Here is a 20,132-nt window from a genome sequence, read left to right as displayed (position 1 = left end):
AGAGAATTAGGAGGTAGTGATGTCTTATTTAGATAATTTTATTGCGTATTTATCATTAATTAGGATTACTGATATTATTGATATTGCTCTTATTGCTTTTATTGCTTATAAATTATTGAAGCTTCTAAGAAATACTAGGGCTGAGCAAGTTATGAAAGGATTTATTTTTGTTTTATTTTTTGCATCTATTGCAGATATTTTTAATTTGAATACTGTTTCATGGCTTATGAATCAATTTTTTACTGTTTCTTTGGTATTTATTATTGTGGTTTTTCAACCAGAATTAAGATCTGCCCTTGAAAGAATTGGTAGGGGGAGAAGTTTTTTTATAAGTGATTCTTATAATAAAAATGAGAGATCTATTGATGAAATTGTTTCAGCTATGAGTTCTTTATCAAGGCAAAAGATTGGGGCCTTGGTTGTTATTGAAAGAGAGGTTGGCCTTAATGATATTATTGAAAGTGGTACAAGTTTAAGGTCAGAAATTTCAAGCGAGCTTTTGATTAATATTTTTATTCCAAATACCCCCCTTCATGATGGGGCTGTTATTATTAGAAATGATTTGATAGAGGCTGCTGCTTGTTATTTGCCTTTAACCACTAATAATACCTTGTCTAAAGAACTTGGTACCCGCCACAGGGCAGCTATTGGAATTTCTGAGAAAAGTGACTGTCTTGTTGTTGTTGTAAGTGAGGAGACAGGAACAATTTCTCTTGTAAGTAATGGACTTATCAATAGGTATTTTGATGAACAATCCTTAAAGGCAAGGCTAGTTAAGGAATTGAAAGAAGATGAAAATAAGTTAAATTTAAGAAAGAGGGATGATGATGAACAAGAAAAATGATAGGAAATTGATGGCCCTATCTATACTTGTGGCCATTATTATGTGGGCTTTTGTTATGACATCAACCAATCCTTCCCTTTCAAAAACTGTTAGAAATGTTCCTTTGACAATAAAAAACCAAGAGTTAATGCAAAAAGAGGGCTTCGCCTTGGTTGGAAAAGATGAAGTTTCTAGCGTTAATGTAAAAGTTGAAGGATCAAGGTCTGACCTTGCTTCCCTTTCTGCTGATGATTTGGTGGCAAGTGTTGATTTGGGAACACCAAGTGAGGGAATCAAAACTTTAAATATAAAGGTAGATGGTCCTTCTGGAATTAGGGTTGAAAGTACAAGCCCATCAAATGTTAATTTTAAGATTGAAAAGATCGTTAAAAAAGAATTAGCCGTTGAAATTAAGGTTTCTGATAGGCTAAAAGAATCAAAGATTATTAATGTAAGTAACCAATCTGCAAGCAAGATCACAGTATCTGGCCTTAGAAATAATATTGATAAGGTTGATAGGCTAATTTTGAATGTTGACAAGGAAGAATATCTTGATGGAAATATTCATGATATATCTATAAGACCTGTTGATAAAAATGGAAAAACTGTAGAAAATGTAGACCTTTCTCAAAATGACGTATCAATAGCTTTTGATGTTTTACAAAGTAAGGAAGTAGGAATTGACCTTTCTTATGATGATAAGTATTCTAAAAATGCAGAAATTTTGGAAAGTGAAATCTCTCCTAACAGGGTTGTAATTAAGGGTGAGAAAAATATTTTGGATAAGATTGATAAGATTAAAACCAAAAAGATTGACCTATCTACTATAAGGGAAGGTGAATTTGATAAAAAAGTTGAACTTGATGTTCCAGATGGGGTTAGCCTCAATGATGGGGATAATTTTGTAAATGTCCATTTAAAAATTGGAAAGAAAAATTAATGTCTTATAAGTATTTAATAGATAGGCTAGAAGAAGAAGGATTTGAAACTTATCTTGTCGGTGGAGCTGTAAGGGATAGGCTTCTTGGAAAAGAAATCCACGATATAGACCTTACAACAAGGGCAAGGCCTAATGATATAATGAGAATTTTTTCTGATTTGAAATTAATAGATATAGGGAAAAAATTTGGAACTATCAAGGTGATTTATAAGTCAAAAGAATATGAGATTACAAGTTTTAGAGCAGAGTCATCTTATAAGGATAAAAGACATCCAGATCAAATTTCCTTTTCTAATACAATAGAAGAAGATTTGAAAAGAAGAGATTTTACCATAAATGCTATGGCCCAAAGAAAGGGTGATTTTATAGACTTATTTGGTGGGAAAAAAGACCTAGAAAGAAAAATAATAAGGGCAGTTGGAAATCCTTACGAAAGGATAGAAGAAGACTACCTAAGGGCCCTTAGGGCTGTAAGATTTGCCACTGTTTTAGATTTTTCTATAGAAGATAATCTTAAAGATGCCATTAAAAATATGGCAGGTCATATTGATGAAATTTCAAAAGAAAGAATCAGGGATGAAGTTGATAAAATTTTACTTGCAAAAAATCCCTCAAGGGGGATTAGACTTTTGGATGAATTAAATCTTTTGGCTTATATTTTTCCAGAAGTAAAAAAGATGGTAGGATTTGACCAACATTCATCCCACCATAATCTTGACTTGTTTGACCATACTATGAAAGTCTTAGAAAATTGTCCTAGTAATTTAAAAACTAGGATGGGAGCCCTTTTTCATGATACGGGAAAAATTGATACATTTTTTCTAGACGAAAATGGTGAGGGGAGATTTTTTGGCCACCAAGAAATTTCTGAAAAAATAATAAGAAAAAGGCTAAAAATTTTAAAATATCCCAAAAAGTTTATAGAAGATACTTCCCTTTTAGTTCAAAGACATATGGATAATACCAATACCTACACCAAAAAATCTGTGAGAAAACTTCTTAGAAAAGTTGGAGAGGAAAATATTTATGATCTTTTTGACTTACAAAGGGCAGATGTTTTGGCAACAGTCCATGATAATACAGAAAATATTTTACTAGCAAAAAAAATATCTTGAAGAAATTTTAAATTCTGATCTTCCAAGAAAAGAAGACCAGGTAGATTTTTCAGGTCGTGATTTATTGGATTTGGGCTTTGAAGAAGGTAAAGAACTTGGTATGGTATTAAAGGAAGTTTATGGATTGGTAATGGATGAAAAGCTAGTAAATAAAAAAAGTGAAATTATTAAATATATAAAAAATAAATATATTAATCTTGATAGAAATTAGGACAAGTAGTATATTAAAATAATGAGTATGTAGTGTTTTAGGAGGAAAAAAAGATGACAGAATTAAAATCACATGAAAATAATATAGCAAAATTTGACCTTACAGTAGCTGCTGAAGATTTCCAAAAAGCAGTTGATAATGTATACAAAAAAAATAGGTCTAAATATAGGGTAGATGGATTTAGAAAGGGAAAAGTTCCAAAAAGAATTATTGAAAAAATGTACGGAGTAGAAGTATTCTATGACGAAGCAATCCAAGAAGTTTTCCCAGAACCTTATAACAAGGCTATTGATGAATTAAATCTTGAAGTAATCGATCAACCATCAGTTGATTTTGATGATATAGAAAAAGGAAAAGATGTAGTATTTAAGGTAGAAGTTGAAACAAAACCACATCCAACACTTGGAGATTATTCTGAACTTGAAGTTACAGAAATTCCATCAGAAGTTACAGATGAAGATGTTGAACACGAACTTAAACACCAACAAGAAGAAAATGCAAGAATCATTCCAGTAGAAGATGGAGAAGCTAAAGATGGAGATACAGTAAATATCGACTTTGATGGTTTCCTTGATGGGGAAAGATTTGAAGGTGGAAAAGCTGAAAATTATGATTTAGTTCTTGGTTCAAAATCATTTGTAGGTGATTTTGAAAAACAAGTTGAAGGCCACAAGGTTGGAGATAAGTTTGATGTAAATGTAACCTTCCCAGAAGATTACCAAGCAAAAGAATTCCAAGGAAAAGATGCAAAATTTGAAGTAGAAATCAATTCAATTTCAAGAAAAGAACTTCCAGAAATTGACGATGAATTTGCAAAAGATATTTCTGAATTTGAAACATTAGAAGAATTAAAAGAAGATACAAAGAAAAACTTAAAGAAGATAAGGAAAAATTTGTAAAAACTCAAATTCAAAATGAAGCTATCAAGGCTTTAGTTGAAAAATCAGAAGTAAGCGCACCAGATGCTCTTGTAAATAGAGAAATTGATCTTGAAATGCAAAATCTTGACCAAAGATTACGTCAAATGGGAATTTCTTTACAACAATATATAGAAATGACAAAAATGGACATGGCTGCCATTAGAGACCAATATAGAGCTGTTGCTGAAGATAAGGTAAAGGCAAATCTTGTAATGGATGAAGTTGCTTTAAAAGAAAATGTTGAAGCAAGTGATGAAGAAGTTGAAGCAGAAATTAAAGATGCTGCTAAACAATACGGAGTAGATGATTACGAAAAATTCAAAGAAATCTTCGAAAAGAATGTTTCTAGAGATACAGTTATTGAAAACATCAAAAGAAGAAAGGCTGTAGAAATTCTAGAAAAAAATGTAAAATTAGTTCCAGCAAAAGAAGAAACTAAAGAAGAAGAAAAAGAAGACTAGTAATCATAAACTCCAAAAAAGATAAGGAGATTTTATGAACGCAAAAAACTTTTTAGTGCCTACAGTTATAGAGCAAACAAACAGAGGCGAGCGTGCTTATGATATTTACTCTAGATTATTAAAAGACAGGATTATTTTTCTAACAGGCCCTGTTGAAGATGGGGTAAGTGATATAATTATTGCTCAACTATTGTTTTTGGAAAGCCAAGATCCAAACAAGGATATTCAATTTTATATAAATTCACCAGGTGGAGTAGTTACAGCAGGACTTGCTATCTATGACACAATGAATTATATAAAACCAGATGTATCTACAATTTGTATAGGTCAAGCTGCATCAATGGGAGCAGTCCTACTTTCATCTGGAGCAAAGGGAAAGAGATTTTCTCTTCCAAATTCAAATATCCTAATCCACCAACCATCAGGTGGGGCCCAAGGTCAAGCAAGTGATATTCAAATCCAAGCTGAACAAATTTTAAAAATCAAAAAAAGATTAAATAAAATTTTGTCAGATAATACTGGCCAAACTATTGAAAAAATTCAAAAAGATACTGACAGAGATTTTTCAATGGATGCTTATGAAGCAAAAGAATATGGCCTAATAGATAAGGTAATTGAGTAAAATATGAGTAAGATGGAATTTGAAGAAAATAGATGTTCCTTTTGTGGCAAAAGTGCAGATGAAGTTGAAAGGTTAATTGCAGGTCCTGATGCCTTTATTTGTAATGAATGTATTGAACTTTGCTCATCAATAATTGAAAGAGAAAATTTTGGTCAAAGTAAAAATATGGATATAGAACTTGCAAAACCAAGAGAGATAAAAGAATATTTAGACCAATATGTTATCCAACAAGAAATGGCAAAAAAGACCCTATCAGTTTCAGTTTATAACCATTACAAAAGAATAAATTCAAATTATGATAAGGATGATGGGGTTGAGCTTCAAAAATCAAATATTTTGATGCTAGGACCAACTGGATCTGGTAAGACTCTTCTTGCCCAAACTCTAGCCAAAAAATTAAATGTACCATTTGCAATTGCAGATGCTACAAGTTTAACTGAGGCAGGTTATGTTGGGGAAGATGTTGAAAATATTATTTTGAAATTAGTTCAAGCTGCAGATTATGATATAGAACTTGCCCAAACAGGAATAATCTATATAGATGAAATTGATAAAATAACTAGAAAAAGTGAAAATCCTTCTATAACTCGTGATGTAAGTGGAGAAGGAGTCCAACAAGCGCTTTTAAAACTTATTGAAGGAACAGTTGCCAATGTTCCTCCACAAGGTGGAAGAAAGCATCCAAGCCAAGAATATATACAAGTTGACACTACTAATATCTTATTTATTGTTGGTGGGGCTTTTGATGGAATCAAAGATATTATAAAACAAAGAACCAACAAAAAATCAATTGGTTTTGGATCAGATGATAGTGAAAATAAAGAAATTTCTTTAGCTGATGTAAGAACAGAAGATCTTTTGAAATATGGTTTAATTCCAGAATTTATAGGAAGGGTTCCAATAGTTGTTTCACTTGAAGATTTGGATGTAGACAGTCTTGTAAAAATTTTAAAAGAGCCTAAAAATTCTCTATTAAAGCAATATCAAAAACTGTTTGAACTTGATGGAGTAAAATTAACTTTTGAAGATGAAGCTGTCAGAGAAATTGCCAAAAAAGCCTTCAAGCAAGAAACAGGTGCCAGAGGACTTAGGACAATTCTTGAAGACCTACTTTTAGATGTAATGTATGAAATTCCTTCAAAAGATCACATAAAAGAAGTTATTGTATCAAAAGGCGCTATTGAAGATAAGAAAAAATTAATATACAAATAAGAAAGGGAGACTTAGGGCTCCCTTTTTATAACAAGGAGATAAAATGAACTTTATCTATAAAACTGATACAAAAGAATACCCGATGGTTCCTGTAAGGGGCTTGTGGGCTTTTCCTGATACTGTAGTCCATTTTGATTGCCAAAGGTCAGTTTCCAAAAAGGCTGTAGAAGATGCCCTTTTAAATGAATCTGAAATTTTTTTGGTAAATCAAAAAGATATCTTAGAAGATAATCCAAAAAAAGAAGATATTTATGATTATGGAACAGTAGCAAAAATAAAACAAACCTTTAACCTTCAAAACGGAGAACTCAGGGTTTTGATTGAGGCGAAATGTCTTGGGGAAGTTTTGGATGTAAAAATTGAAGATGGATTTTTTAAGGCTAATGTAAAGGAATATATTTTTGATGAAGAAAATTTTGAAAGTAATGATAATATTGAAGCTTTGAAAAAAATGTTGATAGAAGACTTTAGGTCATATGTTTCTATTGACAACACAATTCCACCAGAAATTGCCTTTTCATTGGTTGAAATTGATAATATTGATAAACTTGCAAACCTTATAACCTATTATCTTCCCTTAAGTCCTAAGGAAAATTATTCTATATTAAAGGAGCTTGATATAGAAGAAAAATTGCTAAATCTTCACAAGCTTATCCAAAAAGAAATTGAGTTAAAGGATATATCCAAAAAAATTGACGCCAAGGTTCAAGAAAATATCAATAAGGGACAAAAAGAATACTACCTAAGGGAAAAATTAAATGCTGTAAAAGATGAGCTAAACGACCTTACAGGTAAAGATTTAAATGAGGCTGATTCTTTTAGGAAAAAAATCAAAAAATTAAAAATTAACAAGGAAGATAAGGAAACTTTACTAAAAAGTATTGATAGGCTTGAAATGATTCCTGAGATGAGCCCTGACTATGGGGTTATAACTTCCTATCTTGATTTTGTTTTGGGACTTCCTTGGTCCAAAAAATCAAAGGATAATCTTGATATTATCCATGCAAAAAAAGTCTTGGATGAGGACCATTATGGCCTTATGGAAGTTAAGGAGAGAATTTTAGAATCAATTGCTGTTAGAAAGAAAAAAGGCGACAACCAAGCAGCAGTAATTTGCCTTGCTGGCCCTCCAGGAGTTGGTAAAACTTCAATTGCCAAATCAATTGCCCGTGCCTTAAACCGTAAATTTATTTCAATGCGTCTTGGTGGAGTAACTGACGAATCAGAAATAAGGGGTCATAGAAGAACCTATGTGGGAGCTATGGCTGGTAGAATTATGTCAAATTTATCAAGAATAAAGGTAAAAAATCCAGTATTCTTGTTAGATGAAATTGATAAATTAGGCTCAGATTTTAGGGGAGATCCTTCATCAGCCCTCTTAGAAGTCCTAGATCCAGAACAAAATGATAAATTTATTGATCGTTACCTTGATATAGGATTTGACTTATCAGAAGTATTTTTCATAACAACAGCAAATGATATTTCAAATATCCCTCCAGCTCTTTTTGACAGGCTTGAAATTATTCAAATTTCTGGCTACACCCAAAGAGAAAAAGAGGAAATTGCCAAAAGATATTTGATAAAAAAAGAGATGGAAAATAACGGTCTTGAAAAAGAAGATTTAAATATTTCAGATCCAGTAATTGAAAAAATTATAAAATCTTACACAAGAGAGGCAGGAGTAAGGTCTCTTGAAAGAAATATAGCAAAAATATGTAGACGTGCTGTAAAAGAAATCCTTGAAGGAAAGAAAAAAGTCAATGTTACCATGAGAAATTATGAAAAATATCTTGGTAAGGAAAGATTTTTTGATGACCAAAGAATTAAGGAAGATAAGGTAGGAATTGCAAACGGACTTGCTTGGACCCAAGTTGGGGGAACAATTTTAACAATAGAAGTAAATGCCATGGATGGAAAAGGGGCCAATTTATTTACAGGAAGTCTGGGAGATGTAATGAAAGAATCAGCCCAAGCTGCAATTTCATATTTAAGAAAAAATTCAAAAGATTTAAAAATTGATCCAGATTTTTATAAAAATAAGGATATCCATGTCCACGTCCCAGAAGGAGCAACTCCAAAAGATGGCCCATCAGCAGGAATTACTATGACAACTGCAATTGCATCAGCTCTTACAGGAAAAAAAGTAAGGTCAGACCTTGCCATGACAGGAGAAGTTACAATTACAGGAGAAGTTTTACCAATCGGTGGACTTAAAGAAAAAGCCCTAGCAGCCTATTCTTATGATATAAAAAATGTAATTATTCCAAAAGAAAATGAAAGAGACATTGAAGATATAGACAAGGAAATAAGAGATAAAATTAATTTTATTAAAGTTTCTAATGTCGGTCAAGTTTTAAAGGAAGCCTTGATATGAAAATAAATACAGTAAATTTAGATCAAGTTGCAGGATTTGCCTCCCAATTTCCAAATGATAATTTTGATGAAATTGCCTTTGCAGGAAGGTCTAATGTAGGAAAATCTTCCTTCATAAATTCTTTTTTGGGTAAAAAAAATCTAGCCAAAACTTCATCAAAACCAGGAAAAACTAAAACCATAAATTTTTACAAAATAAATGATAAATTTAGGCTAGTGGACCTTCCAGGTTATGGCTATGCCAAAGTTTCAAAAAAAGAAAAAGAAAAATGGAATAATTTGATCCACGAATATTTATATAAGAGGGAAAATTTAAAGGAAGTTTTTCTCTTAGTTGATATAAGACATGCCCCAACTAAACAAGATAAAGAAATGTATGAGTGGATAATAGATTCTGGATTTACAGGATTTGTTATAGCAACCAAATACGATAAAATACCTAAAACACACTTAAAAAAACATATAAAAGAAATAATGAAGACATTAAATATTGACGATGAAGGTTTGATATTTGCTTATTCATCAACAACCTCTCACAATAAAAATGTCCTACTTGAACAAGTAGATGTAATTATAAATTCATAAAATAAAAAGATTTCACTAAATAAGGTGAAATCTTTTTTTGTGAAAATATATAAAAAAATAAAAGATGGCCAAAGCCATCTTAAATTAATCAATAAATTCTATATCTTTTCCATCCATGTGGGAAATTCTTGCTAGAGAGTAAACATCTAATCCCATGTCATCTAGAAGTTTTCTTCCGTCTTGGTATGATTTTTCTATAACTATACCAACTCCTGCAACCTTTGCTCCTGCTTGCTTACAAATTGCAACCATAGCCTTGGCAGCTTGACCATTTGCCAAAAAGTCATCTATCAATAAGACATTATCATCTTCATTTAAAAAGTCCTTACTTACTATAAGTCTTTTCATTTCTTCTTTTGTGTAAGAATAACAAGTTGAAGAATATGTATTATCGTCAGTTGTTAGAGATTTTTGTTTTCTTGCAAAAACTACATCACAATCAAGTACAAGGCCTGTTATTACTGCTGGGGCAATTCCTGATGATTCTACTGTTAGAATTTTATTTATATTTTTATCTTTAAAATGTTCAGCAAATTCTTCGCCCATCTCCTTGATTAATTTTGGTTTTATTTGATGGTTTAGAAATGAATCCACCTTTAAAATATCTTTACCAAGGACTGTACCTTGGTTTAATATTACTTCTTGTAATTTCTTCATTATAAATATTTACCTCCGTGCTCTTTTTATTATTATAAGACAAATTTCTCTTAAAAGTCAAAATTCACTTTTATAAAAAACCTTTAAGGGTAATATATATTATATGAATACAAAAGAAATTATCAATGATTTAATAGAATTTATTGACAATAGTCCTATAAATTATTTTGCAGTCAAAAATTCTATTGAAATTTTAGAAAAAAATGATTTTAAAAAATTAGAAGAAAATGAGAAATGGAAACTTGAAAAGTGTGGAAAATATTTTGTAAGTCGTGATGATACGGCCCTTATTGCCTTTAGTGTGGGAGATGATCCAAGAAGGGGGTTTGATATAATTGGATCTCATACTGATTCTCCAACTTTCAAAATAAAATCAAATCCAGAAATGACTTCAAACGGATTTTTGAAATTTAATATTGAAGGATATGGGGGAATGATTGTTTCTTCTTGGTTTGATAGGGACCTATCCCTTGCAGGAAAGCTTGTTTATGAAGATAGTGGTGAATTTAAATCAAAACTTATAAAAATTGATAAGGACCTTTTGACAATTGCAAATTGTGCAATTCATATAAATAGGGACTTAAATCAAGGCTATAAATACAATATGCAAGATGAGCTTTCTCCTATAATAAAAACAATAGAAGATGATTTTAAAAAAGATGGTTATTTGCAAAAATTATTGGCAAAAGAAATTGGTATTGATTATAAAGATATAATAGATTTTGACCTGGCACTTTTTGATAGGCAAAAAGGATCTATCATGGGAAGTGATGATGAATTTATCCATATTGGAAGGCTTGATAATCTTGCAAGCGTCCACCAATCTCTTACTGCTTTAATAAATAGCAAAAATGAAAAATTTAATATATGCGTATTAAATGACAATGAAGAAATTGGATCAGGGACAAGAGCTGGAGCCAAATCTCCATTTTTAGACCAAGTTTTGGAAAGAATTGTAATGAATTTAGGATATGATAGGGAGGATTATTTTATTGCCCTTTCAAATTCGTATTTAATTTCAGCAGATCTTTCTCATTCTATTCATCCAAATTATAGTAATTTATTTGATTCTACTAATAATACAAGAATAAATATGGGTATAGGAATAAAGGTAGCTTCTAATGGAGCCTACACAACAAATATAGAAACTAGAAAAAGATTTTTAAGACATGCAAAAAATGTTGGGGCTAAAGTTCAAACTTTTCACAACAGATCTGATAAGGTCGGTGGATCTACAATTGGTCCAATAGTTTCATCAAAATCTGGAATAAAATCAATTGATGTAGGAACACCAATTCTTTCCATGCATTCAATAAGGGAGCTTGGGGGAGTTAAAGATCATATAGAAGCTATAAAAATATTTGAAGATTTTTACAATAATAAATATTAGGAGGAATTATGGCAGTTTTAGAATTAACAGTAGTACCAATAGGAACAAAAGAAACTTCAGTTTCAAAATATGTAGCAGGATGCGAAAAAGTTTTGAAAGAATATGAAGATTTGGAAGTAAGATTAAATCCAATGGGAACAGTAATTCACGGAGATATAGACAGAGCCTTTGAAGCAATAAGAGCCTGCCAAGAATCAGTTTTTAAAAACGGAGCTGATAGAGTATACTCAGTAATAAAAATAGATGACAGACGTGACAAGAAAGCAAGTCTTGATCAAAAAATAAAATCTGTAGAAGAAAAAATGTAAAAAATAATCCCATCTTGATGATGGGATTTTTTGTGCCTATTTTTATCCAAATAGTGGGAATATATATCTTAGTAAAAATACTAAGGCAAGTACATAAACAAGTGGTGAAACTTCTTTTCCTTTTCCTGTTAATAATTTTACGCTTGCGTATGAAATCATTCCAAATGCGATTCCTTCTGCAATTGAATAAGCAAATGGCATCATTATTATTGTCATAAATGCAGGGAATGATTCTGTAAAATCTCCAAAGTTTATATCAACAATTGAATCTATCATAAATAGTCCTACCATTACAAGAGCTGCTGCAGTTGCTTGTGGTGGAATTATTGTAATAAGTGGATAGAAAAATATTGATAAGAAAAAGCAAAATCCTGCTGATAAAGCAGTTAATCCTGTTCTTCCTCCTTCTGCAACTCCAGTTGCACTTTCTACAAATGTAGTTACTGTTGATGTTCCCAAAAGTGCTCCAAGAGTTGTACCAATACTATCTGCAAAAAGTGCACGTCCAGCATTAGGCAATTCTCCATTTTCATCTAACATTTTTGCTTTTGTTGCAACTCCTGTAAGTGTTCCTACAGTATCAAATAAGTCTACAAATAAAAATGCAAATACAACAGAAAACATTTCAAATGAAAGCATTGATGAAAAATCAAGTTTTAAAAATATTGGGCTAAGTGATGGTGGTAGTTGAATAATTCCGCCTTCTGGAAGCTTGCTTACTCCTGTAAAGATTGCAATAATTGTAGAAATTATAATACCTATTAATAAAGCTCCCTTTGTTTTTCTTGCAGTTAAAACTGCCATAATCAAAAGTCCTATAAAAAATATAAAACTTTCTTTGCTAACTAAATTACCAAGTCCAAGTCCTACATCATTTTTTACAATTACTGTAGAATTTAATAAACCTATTAGAGCAATAAATAATCCAATTCCTACAGATACTGCTGTTTTTAAACTTCTTGGTATAGCATTAAAAATTGCTTCACGAACATTAAATATTGATAAAATAATAAAAACAATTCCTTCTATAAATACAGCTGCAAGAGCAAATTCCCAACTTTTTCCCATAGTCATTACAACTGTATAGGTGAAAAATGCGTTTAGTCCCATTCCAGGAGCAAGTGCAAATGGAAGGTTGGCATAAAAAGCCATAATTAAAATTGCGATAATTGATGAAATAATTGTTGCAGTAAAAACTGCCCCCTTATCCATACCAGCATCTCCTAAAATTTGGGGATTTACAGCTAAGATATATGACATAGTCATAAAGGTTGTGATTCCTGCCATGATTTCAGTTTTAACATCAGTTTTGTGATCTTTTAATCTGAAAATCTTGTTGGCAAGAGATTGATTAGAATTTTTTTCCATATTTCCTCCTATGTTTTTTTCGGGCTTATTATATCATAAATACTTTATTTAATCACTTTATTTTTTTATAAATTTCTCATATAATATATTCAAGGAGGAAGTTTTGACGACAAAAAATATAATTGAGTTAATTGTAATGTTTTTTGGCATTTTATTATCTGGATTTTTTTCATCATCAGAAACTGCCATTACTTCTATAAATAAATTTAAATTAAGGCAGCTTGAAGAAAAGGAAATTAAAAATGCAAAATTGCTTAGAAAACTAGTTGAAGATAGCCAAAATACTATAACTACAATTCTTGTTGGAAATAATATTGTAAATATTCTTACAACAACTATTGCAACCCTTTTTTTTACTGATATTTTTGGAGGAGCTGGAGCAGCTATTTCTACTGTTGTTGTAACCATTACTGTATTAATTTTTGGAGAGATTACTCCAAAACTTGCAGCCCAAATTAATAGCGAAAAAATGGGGCTTAGATTTGCCAAGCCAATTTATATAATTTCTTTATTTTTAAAACCCCTGGTATTTTTACTGGGTTTATTTACAAAATATCTTACAAAGAAAATGTCAGCAGGCTCTGTTAATAGTGATATAGTAACAGAAGAAGATTTGAAAACTATAGTTGATGTTGGTGAGGAACAAGGAGTTATTAATAACGAAGAAAGTGAAATTATTAATAATGTTTTTGATTTTGGTGGATCTTTTGCATCAGATATTATGACTCCAAGAACCAATATGGAAGCTATAGCAATTGATTCTAGCAAAAAAGAATTTGATGAATTTTTAATTGAATGTAAGCACTCAAGAATTCCAGTTTATGGGGAAAGTATAGATAATATTGTTGGTGTATTACATATGAAAGATATAGTAACTTTTGTAGCTGAGGGAAGAGAAGTAATATTAAAGGATATGCTTAGGCAAACTTTTTATGCTTATGAGAATATGAATATTATTGATCTTTTTAAATCTATGAAAAAAATGAATGTTTCTCTAGCCATTGTTGTAGACGAGTATGGGGGAACAGAAGGACTTGTTTCAATTGAAGATATAATTGAGGAGCTTGTGGGAGATATTTATGATGAATATGACCCTGATGATGAAAAAGTCTATAAGGTTTCTGATAATGAATTTATAGTTGATGCAAGTATGCATATCAACGACTTCAATGATTATTTTAATAGAAATTTACAAGAAGTTAAAAATGATTCTATTGGAGGTTTGGTAATTGACTATCTTAATCGCCTGCCAAAAAGTGGAGATGTTGTTAAGGTTGATGATGTTACCTTGATATGTGAGAAAGTTGAAAGATATAAGATAAATTTACTTAGAGTTAAATTTAATAGTGAAAGTTAGAGGTATTATGAAACAAACAGTTTATGTTACAGGTCACAAAAATCCAGATACTGACTCTATTTGCTCAGCCCTTGCTTATGCAAATTTAAAAAACAGACTAGGTCACACAAATGCCATCCCAATTAGGCTTGGACATGTCAACCAAGAAACTCAATTTGTTCTTGATTATTTTGGAGTTAAGGCACCTTTACATAAGGATTCAATGAAACTTCAAATAAAAGATATAGACTATGATAATTCTTATAACGTTGATGAATCCTTGCCAATTAGAAATGCCTGGTCAATTATCCAAGAAAACAAATTAAATTCTCTTTTTGTAGTGGATGATGATGAAAAATTAATTGGGGTTGCATCTCTTTCAAATTTGACCCATTCCTATATGGAAGTTTGGGATGATAGGATTATTGGAAGAACCCACACACCGATTGAAAATATTGTAGATATCTTATCTGCAAAATTAATAGTAAGTCCTAAAAATCCAATGGCCTTTACAGGAAAAATGATGGTTTATGCCATGAATGAAAAAGATTCACCAAAAAATTCCTTAGTTGGGGATGGAGATCTTGTAATTACTGGAAATAGGCTTGAAGCCCAAGAATATTTGATAAAGAAAAATATTTCTTTAATAATTTTAACCAATGGTTCAACCATGAAAGAAGAATTAATAAAAGAGGCAGAGGAAAATAATATTACAATTATTTCTACCGAGTATGATACCTTTATGACAGCAAGGCTTTTGCCAATGGCAGTGCCAATTGCAAATGTAATGAGTACAGAAAACTTGGTTTATTTTTCACCAGAAGATACAGTTGATACTGTTCGTGAAGTTATGGGAAAAACAAGATTTAGGTCTTATCCGATAATAGATGCTAGGGGAAAAGTTTTAGGAGCTATTTCAAGATACCATTTGATTTCTGATGAAAAGAAAAAATTAATTTTGGTTGACCACAACGAAAGAAACCAATCTGTTGATGATATTGACTATGCAGATATTATTGAAATAATTGACCACCACAGAGTTGCCAATGTTGTTACAAACCAACCCCTATTTTTTAGGGCAGAACCTGTAGGTTCTACTGCAACAATTGTTGCTAAAATGTTTTTTGAATCAGGAATAAGACCTACAAAAGAAATAGCAGGCCTTCTTTCAGCTGCCATAATTTCTGATACTCTTTTATTTAGGTCACCAACAACAACAGAAACTGACAAGAGAGTTTTAAATAGGCTTACAAAAATTGCAGATATAAATCCAGAAGAATTTGCCCTAAAGATGTTTAAGGCTGGAACAAGTTTAAAAAATAGGTCTCCTGAAGATTTGATTGATGGGGATGTAAAGGCCTTTACAATTGGGGATGACAAGATCAGGGTTGGCCAAGTTATGACCATGAATCCAGAAGAGCTCGATCCAATAAAGGATAAATTAACATCTTTAATGAGAGAAAAAATAAATTCTAAAGGAGAAAATACCTTCGTTCTTGTACTTACAGATATTTTTAACCAAAAATCTGAACTTTTGGTTGTGGGAAATTATTTAAGTGATATAGAAAATGTTTTTGGAAATAAGGTAAAAAATGGAACAATTTCAGCACCAGGTGTCTTATCAAGAAAAAAACAAGTTATACCAAAATTAACAGAAGCAATTATGAATTCACATAATAATTAAACTTTACTATAGAAAAATTCTGTGCTATAATATAAAAAAATTTAAAACATTAGGAGAAAAAAATGAAAAACTTAAGTCTTGCACAAATTAGCTTTTACTTTTTTAACTTTACTTTTTCAAAAAGTAAGGCTATTTATCATGTGCAAAATCCTAAAACACTTTAAGTTTTTTTAGAATCGAGCTTCTTGGTAATAGCCAAGAAGCTTTTTTGTTGTTTAGAAAAGAATAGGAGAAAATTATGATTATTAAATTAAAAAATGGCGCAAAGGAAAATGAAATTCAAGATCTTATAAAAGAAATTGAAGAAATGGATCTTAAGGTAAGTAAGGCTGTTGGATCAAACACAACCATTTTGGGATTATTGGGAGATACTTCCAAGGTTTCAAAAGAAGATATGAAGTCAAAAAAAATCGTTGATGATGTTATAAGAATCCAAGAACCTTACAAAAAAGCAAATAGAAAATTTCATCCAGAAGATACAATAATCACTCTTGATAATGGAACACAAATTGGGGGAGGATCTTTTGTTTATATGGCAGGCCCATGTTCTGTTGAAAGCGAAGACCAAGTTGTATCGATTGCCAAAAAAATTAAAAAATCTGGGGCTACAATTTTAAGGGGAGGGGCTTTTAAACCAAGAACTAGCCCATACTCTTTCCAAGGTTACGGAAAAAAAGCTATTGATTACCTTGTAAAGGCAAAAGAAGAGACAGGCCTTGCCCTTGTTTCAGAAATTATGGAAATTAACCAATTAAAATATTTTGATGATATAGATATTTTACAAGTTGGGGCAAGAAATATGCAAAATTTTGATTTATTAAAAGCCCTTGGTGAAACTGATAAACCAATTTTATTAAAAAGAGGACTTTCTGCTACCTATGAAGAATTATTGATGGCGGCAGAATATATTATGAGTAGGGGAAATACAAAAGTTATACTTTGCGAAAGAGGAATTAGAACTTTTGAAACAGCAACAAGAAATACTTTAGATGTTACAGCAGTTCCTTTCTTACACGAAAAAACTCACCTTCCTGTAATACTCGATCCATCTCACGCAGCAGGAATTTCAAGATATGTAAAAGATTTATCCCTTTCTGCAGCAGCTGTTGGGGCAGATGGACTAATGATTGAAGTTCATGAAAATCCTGCAAAAGCATTTTCTGATGGGGCCCAATGCGTAGTGCCAGATGATTTTGATAAAATTTTAAAGGCAAGCCAAAAAATCCACGACTTGAGAAAGGAAATCTAAAATGGGTCAAAGCTTTGGAAAAAATTTAAAAGTTACTATTTTTGGATCAAGCCACCAAGAATATATGGGGGTGGTAATTGATAATGTAAAACCAGGTTTTGAAATTGATATGGTAAAGCTTGATGACTTTATGCAAAGAAGGGCTCCTGGAAAATCAAGATTTACTACAAAAAGAAAAGAGGCTGACAGGGCAATTTTCATTTCGGGTCTTAGAGAAAATAAAATAATTTCAAAGACTATAACAGCCCTTATAAAAAATAATAATTTTAAATCTAAGGATTATAACAATTTAAACGATATTCCAAGGCCATCTCACGCTGACTATACAAGTTTTATAAAATACGGAAAAGATATGGATATGAATGGGGGAGGTCCATTTTCTGGAAGGCTAACTGCCCCATTTTGCCTGGCAGGAGGGATTGCAAAACAAATTTTAGAAGAAAAAAATATAAAAATTGCATCAAGAATTAAAAATATTGGTGGAATTTATGATAAAAACCTTGATTTAGCAAATCCTCCTATGGATGAACTGGAAAAAATTTCTCAAAAAGAAATTCCTGTTTTGGATGAAAAAAAGGAAGAGGAAATTAGAAAATTATTGGAAGATATAAGTAGTGAGGGGGATTCTATTGGTGGAATTTGCCAAGTTTTTGGAGAAAATATTCCCCAAGGCTTGGGAGATCCCTTATTTGATTCTTTTGAGGCAAAAATTTCCTATCTTTCTTTTGGAATTCCTGCCCTTAGGGCAATTTCTTTTGGCGAGGGCCTAAATTCTATAAATATGAGAGGTTCAGCCCACAACGACCAATTCGAGCTTGAAAATGGTAAGGTAAAAACTAGAACCAATAATGCAGGAGGTATTGTAGGAGGAATTACAAATGGCATGCCTGTAGTTTTTGATTTGATTTTTAAGCCAACTCCATCAATTTCTAAAAATCAAAAATCATTTTCTATAAGGGAGAAAAAAGAAAAAGACCTTTTGATAAAAGGCCGCCACGATCCTTGCCTTGCCCTAAGAACTCCGCCGATTGGAGAGGCAATACTCGCCCTTACAGTATTGGATTACTTATATGAATAAAGATTATTTGTTAAAAGAATTAGAAGAAGATATAGAAGTTGAGGATTTAAGAAAACTAGATTTAATCTTAAAAGAAAAATACAGGGACTTCCTATTAAAAAAATATCCAGGAGATTTTTCTAAATATTTGGAGAAAAAAGTTATAAGTGAAAATTTTCCGAATTTTGGGAAAATTGCACTTGGAGGAGCCAAGGGCTCTTATGCTGACCAGGTTGGCCATATTGTTTTTCCAAAAGGAGATATAAAATATTTTAAGAGATTTGACCAAATTTTAGATGCGATTGATGAAAATTTTTGTCAATTTGGAATCCTTCCCTTGGAAAATTCTTCTTATGGATCTGTTAAGGAAGTTTATAATTTGATGCTTGAGAGAAATTTTTATATTTTAGGAAATTATAAGCTCGATATAAGGCATTATTTACTAGGAAATTCTTTTTCAAAAATTTCTGATATAAAAGAAGTTTACTCCCATCCCCAAGCCTTGGGTCAATGTAGAAAGTATACACTTGAGCACGGATTTATCCAAAATGAATATTATAATACGGCCCTTGCTGCAAAATATGTCAAGGAAAAAAATGATAAAAAACTTGCTGCTATTGGTTCAAAATTTTGTGCAAATCTTTATGGACTTAAAATTCTAGATGAAAACATACAAAATGTTTCAAATAATTACACCAGATTTATAATTGTAGGAAAAGATTTAAAAATTTATGATAAGGCAGATCAAATTTCTGTAAGATTAAAGGCTCTTGATAGGCCAGGGTCCTTGTTTGATATAGTGGAAAAATTTAAAATTTTGGATGTAAATATGACAAAACTAGAATCATCACCAATTCCAGGATCTGACTTTGAATTTATCTTTTATTTTGATTTTGAGGGCTCTATTAGGGAAAAAAAAATAAGAATTCTATTAGATTTTTTAAAGGAAAATGCTAAGGATTTTGAATTTATGGGCTCTTATATTGACTTTAATAAGGCATTTGACAAAGATAATAAAGCGATATATAATAAAAACAACTTATAAGTTAGAAAATAAAAATAAAACTTTGATCAGAGGTAAGTAAGTTTTATAAATCTTTTATAGAGAGCTTGTGTGTGGTGGAAGCAAGTAAAGATCTAAAACCGAATGGATCTGAGAGTGCTCGGGTGAAAAATAGTAGTCTAGGCCGTCTTCCCACGTTATAGGGATATGATATGAAATTATTTTAAATTAGTATCAGAATTAAGATGTGTAATATTTTATTTATTTTTACATAAATATTTATTTTTATATAAAAAGGATGGCACCGCGAATTTAACCATTTGCTCCTTCATGGAGCAGATGGTTTTTTTTGTCCACTTAAGTGAGTTGAGCGAACGAAAGAGAAGCGAAACAAAAAACCACCTGCTATGCAGGTGGAGGTATTAAGCTTTAGCTTTAAGCACCAAGAAAACCTCCTTAATGTATAATTGTGATAGTCACATGCACAATTAAACAAGGAGGTAATCATGGATAAAAATACTTTATCACATACAAGTTGGAGATACAAATACCATATAGTATTTGCACCAAAATACAGAAGACAAGAAATATATAGACAATTAAGAAAAGACATAGGCAGCATACTTCGAGAATTATGCTCAAGAAAAGGGATAAACATAATAGAAGCAGAGTTATGTCCAGATCATATCCATATGCTGGTAGAAATACCACCAAAGTACTCAATATCACAAATAATGGGATATTTAAAAGGAAAAAGTTCACTGATAATATTCGATAGACACGCAAACCTAAAATATAAATATGGCAACAGACACTTT

At 31.3% G+C, this 20,132-nt stretch carries 20 protein-coding genes and 1 other annotated feature; of the genes, 18 read left to right on the top strand and 2 right to left on the bottom strand.

Annotation, left to right across the window (positions count from 1 at the left end):
* Positions 1–19 precede the first annotated feature (19 nt).
* The 10 genes from cdaA (at position 20) to yihA (ending at position 9,262) form a co-directional block, all read left to right on the top strand.
* A complete protein-coding gene (gene cdaA, locus ANHYDRO_RS05000) occupies positions 20–844 on the top strand; it encodes a diadenylate cyclase CdaA (RefSeq protein WP_004814286.1) in 825 nt (274 codons plus the stop codon).
* Entirely contained in the window at positions 828–1,763 is a 936-nt protein-coding gene (locus tag ANHYDRO_RS04995; RefSeq protein ID WP_039914160.1) for a CdaR family protein, read from the top strand. The genes cdaA and ANHYDRO_RS04995 overlap by 17 nt, the downstream gene beginning before the upstream one ends.
* Positions 1,763–2,878 carry a CCA tRNA nucleotidyltransferase gene (locus tag ANHYDRO_RS04990; RefSeq protein WP_004814284.1) on the top strand — a complete coding sequence of 372 codons (1,116 nt, stop codon included), beginning with the start codon at positions 1,763–1,765 and terminating at the stop codon, positions 2,876–2,878. Before ANHYDRO_RS04995 ends, ANHYDRO_RS04990 begins: the two co-directional genes overlap by 1 nt.
* 64 nt (positions 2,879–2,942) lie before the next feature.
* Entirely contained in the window at positions 2,943–3,089 is a 147-nt protein-coding gene (locus ANHYDRO_RS10650; RefSeq protein ID WP_004814283.1) for a hypothetical protein, read from the top strand.
* A gap of 53 nt (positions 3,090–3,142) precedes the next feature.
* Positions 3,143–3,988 carry a trigger factor gene (tig, locus tag ANHYDRO_RS10645; protein ID WP_004814282.1) on the top strand — a complete coding sequence of 282 codons (846 nt, stop codon included), beginning with the start codon at positions 3,143–3,145 and terminating at the stop codon, positions 3,986–3,988.
* The gene (locus ANHYDRO_RS10640) at positions 3,928–4,470 is read left to right on the top strand and encodes a trigger factor (protein WP_316244737.1); all 543 of its coding nucleotides are present in this window, start codon (positions 3,928–3,930) and stop codon (positions 4,468–4,470) included. The genes tig and ANHYDRO_RS10640 overlap by 61 nt, the downstream gene beginning before the upstream one ends.
* Positions 4,471–4,504: 34 nt before the next feature.
* Positions 4,505–5,092, top strand: coding sequence for an ATP-dependent Clp endopeptidase proteolytic subunit ClpP (gene clpP, locus ANHYDRO_RS04975; RefSeq protein ID WP_004814277.1), 588 nt, complete (start codon positions 4,505–4,507; stop codon positions 5,090–5,092).
* A 3-nt stretch (positions 5,093–5,095) separates the two neighbouring features.
* On the top strand, positions 5,096–6,304 hold the full coding sequence (gene clpX / locus ANHYDRO_RS04970) for an ATP-dependent Clp protease ATP-binding subunit ClpX (RefSeq protein WP_004814275.1): 1,209 nt from the start codon (positions 5,096–5,098) through the stop codon (positions 6,302–6,304).
* 43 nt (positions 6,305–6,347) lie between these two features.
* Entirely contained in the window at positions 6,348–8,678 is a 2,331-nt protein-coding gene (lon, locus tag ANHYDRO_RS04965; RefSeq protein ID WP_004814273.1) for an endopeptidase La, read from the top strand.
* Positions 8,675–9,262, top strand: a complete 588-nt coding sequence (yihA, locus tag ANHYDRO_RS04960; protein ID WP_004814271.1) for a ribosome biogenesis GTP-binding protein YihA/YsxC — start codon at positions 8,675–8,677, stop codon at positions 9,260–9,262. Before lon ends, yihA begins: the two co-directional genes overlap by 4 nt.
* 84 nt (positions 9,263–9,346) lie before the next feature.
* Here yihA and ANHYDRO_RS04955 read toward each other — a convergent pair whose 3' ends face one another.
* Positions 9,347–9,919 (bottom strand): xanthine phosphoribosyltransferase, encoded by a 573-nt coding sequence (locus ANHYDRO_RS04955; protein WP_004814270.1) that lies wholly within the window; start codon positions 9,917–9,919, stop codon positions 9,347–9,349.
* A gap of 103 nt (positions 9,920–10,022) precedes the next feature.
* Here ANHYDRO_RS04955 and ANHYDRO_RS04950 point away from each other — a divergent pair, with 103 nt between their 5' ends.
* Together ANHYDRO_RS04950 and ANHYDRO_RS04945 are read left to right on the top strand one after the other, a co-directional pair.
* A complete protein-coding gene (locus ANHYDRO_RS04950; protein ID WP_004814268.1) occupies positions 10,023–11,309 on the top strand; it encodes a M18 family aminopeptidase in 1,287 nt (428 codons plus the stop codon).
* A gap of 8 nt (positions 11,310–11,317) precedes the next feature.
* The gene (locus tag ANHYDRO_RS04945; RefSeq protein ID WP_004814266.1) at positions 11,318–11,617 is read left to right on the top strand and encodes an MTH1187 family thiamine-binding protein; all 300 of its coding nucleotides are present in this window, start codon (positions 11,318–11,320) and stop codon (positions 11,615–11,617) included.
* A gap of 42 nt (positions 11,618–11,659) precedes the next feature.
* On the opposite strand, the gene ANHYDRO_RS04940 is transcribed toward ANHYDRO_RS04945, so the two are convergent.
* Positions 11,660–12,985 carry an NCS2 family permease gene (locus ANHYDRO_RS04940; RefSeq protein ID WP_004814263.1) on the bottom strand — a complete coding sequence of 442 codons (1,326 nt, stop codon included), beginning with the start codon at positions 12,983–12,985 and terminating at the stop codon, positions 11,660–11,662.
* A gap of 103 nt (positions 12,986–13,088) precedes the next feature.
* On the opposite strand from ANHYDRO_RS04940, the gene ANHYDRO_RS04935 reads away from it, so the two are divergent.
* From ANHYDRO_RS04935 to tnpA, 6 genes are all read left to right on the top strand, one after another.
* A complete protein-coding gene (locus tag ANHYDRO_RS04935) occupies positions 13,089–14,342 on the top strand; it encodes a hemolysin family protein (protein WP_039914129.1) in 1,254 nt (417 codons plus the stop codon).
* A gap of 7 nt (positions 14,343–14,349) precedes the next feature.
* A complete protein-coding gene (locus ANHYDRO_RS04930; protein WP_039914127.1) occupies positions 14,350–16,005 on the top strand; it encodes a putative manganese-dependent inorganic diphosphatase in 1,656 nt (551 codons plus the stop codon).
* A gap of 238 nt (positions 16,006–16,243) precedes the next feature.
* Positions 16,244–17,254, top strand: coding sequence for a 3-deoxy-7-phosphoheptulonate synthase (aroF, locus tag ANHYDRO_RS04925; RefSeq protein WP_004814258.1), 1,011 nt, complete (start codon positions 16,244–16,246; stop codon positions 17,252–17,254).
* 1 nt (position 17,255) lies between these two features.
* Positions 17,256–18,332, top strand: a complete 1,077-nt coding sequence (aroC, locus tag ANHYDRO_RS04920) for a chorismate synthase (RefSeq protein ID WP_004814255.1) — start codon at positions 17,256–17,258, stop codon at positions 18,330–18,332.
* The gene (locus ANHYDRO_RS04915; protein WP_004814253.1) at positions 18,325–19,356 is read left to right on the top strand and encodes a prephenate dehydratase; all 1,032 of its coding nucleotides are present in this window, start codon (positions 18,325–18,327) and stop codon (positions 19,354–19,356) included. Before aroC ends, ANHYDRO_RS04915 begins: the two co-directional genes overlap by 8 nt.
* Positions 19,357–19,369: 13 nt before the next feature.
* Positions 19,370–19,645 (top strand) — a binding site (T-box leader).
* Positions 19,646–19,820: 175 nt separating this feature from the next.
* Positions 19,821–20,132, top strand: a 312-nt coding sequence (gene tnpA, locus ANHYDRO_RS04910; protein ID WP_004814252.1) for an IS200/IS605 family transposase, incomplete at its 3' end; no start/stop codon positions are given.

The organism is Anaerococcus hydrogenalis DSM 7454 (assembly GCF_000173355.1).
In the GTDB taxonomy this organism is placed as follows: domain Bacteria; phylum Bacillota; class Clostridia; order Tissierellales; family Peptoniphilaceae; genus Anaerococcus; species Anaerococcus hydrogenalis.
Note: the sequence above shows the minus strand (reverse complement) of the source record. Positions and strands in the feature narration are given on the sequence as shown.

Excerpts from the sequence above, each read along its gene's own strand:
- cdaA (WP_004814286.1), top strand. The coding sequence starts at position 20 with ATGTCTTATTTAGATAATTTTATTGCGTATTTATCATTAATTAGGATT.
- ANHYDRO_RS04995 (WP_039914160.1), top strand. The coding sequence starts at position 828 with ATGAACAAGAAAAATGATAGGAAATTGATGGCCCTATCTATACTTGTG.
- ANHYDRO_RS04990 (WP_004814284.1), top strand. The coding sequence starts at position 1,763 with ATGTCTTATAAGTATTTAATAGATAGGCTAGAAGAAGAAGGATTTGAA.
- tig (WP_004814282.1), top strand. The coding sequence starts at position 3,143 with ATGACAGAATTAAAATCACATGAAAATAATATAGCAAAATTTGACCTT.
- clpP (WP_004814277.1), top strand. The coding sequence starts at position 4,505 with ATGAACGCAAAAAACTTTTTAGTGCCTACAGTTATAGAGCAAACAAAC.
- clpX (WP_004814275.1), top strand. The coding sequence starts at position 5,096 with ATGAGTAAGATGGAATTTGAAGAAAATAGATGTTCCTTTTGTGGCAAA.
- lon (WP_004814273.1), top strand. The coding sequence starts at position 6,348 with ATGAACTTTATCTATAAAACTGATACAAAAGAATACCCGATGGTTCCT.
- yihA (WP_004814271.1), top strand. The coding sequence starts at position 8,675 with ATGAAAATAAATACAGTAAATTTAGATCAAGTTGCAGGATTTGCCTCC.
- ANHYDRO_RS04955 (WP_004814270.1), bottom strand. The coding sequence starts at position 9,919 with ATGAAGAAATTACAAGAAGTAATATTAAACCAAGGTACAGTCCTTGGT.
- ANHYDRO_RS04950 (WP_004814268.1), top strand. The coding sequence starts at position 10,023 with ATGAATACAAAAGAAATTATCAATGATTTAATAGAATTTATTGACAAT.
- ANHYDRO_RS04945 (WP_004814266.1), top strand. The coding sequence starts at position 11,318 with ATGGCAGTTTTAGAATTAACAGTAGTACCAATAGGAACAAAAGAAACT.
- ANHYDRO_RS04940 (WP_004814263.1), bottom strand. The coding sequence starts at position 12,985 with ATGGAAAAAAATTCTAATCAATCTCTTGCCAACAAGATTTTCAGATTA.
- ANHYDRO_RS04930 (WP_039914127.1), top strand. The coding sequence starts at position 14,350 with ATGAAACAAACAGTTTATGTTACAGGTCACAAAAATCCAGATACTGAC.
- aroF (WP_004814258.1), top strand. The coding sequence starts at position 16,244 with ATGATTATTAAATTAAAAAATGGCGCAAAGGAAAATGAAATTCAAGAT.
- aroC (WP_004814255.1), top strand. The coding sequence starts at position 17,256 with ATGGGTCAAAGCTTTGGAAAAAATTTAAAAGTTACTATTTTTGGATCA.
- ANHYDRO_RS04915 (WP_004814253.1), top strand. The coding sequence starts at position 18,325 with ATGAATAAAGATTATTTGTTAAAAGAATTAGAAGAAGATATAGAAGTT.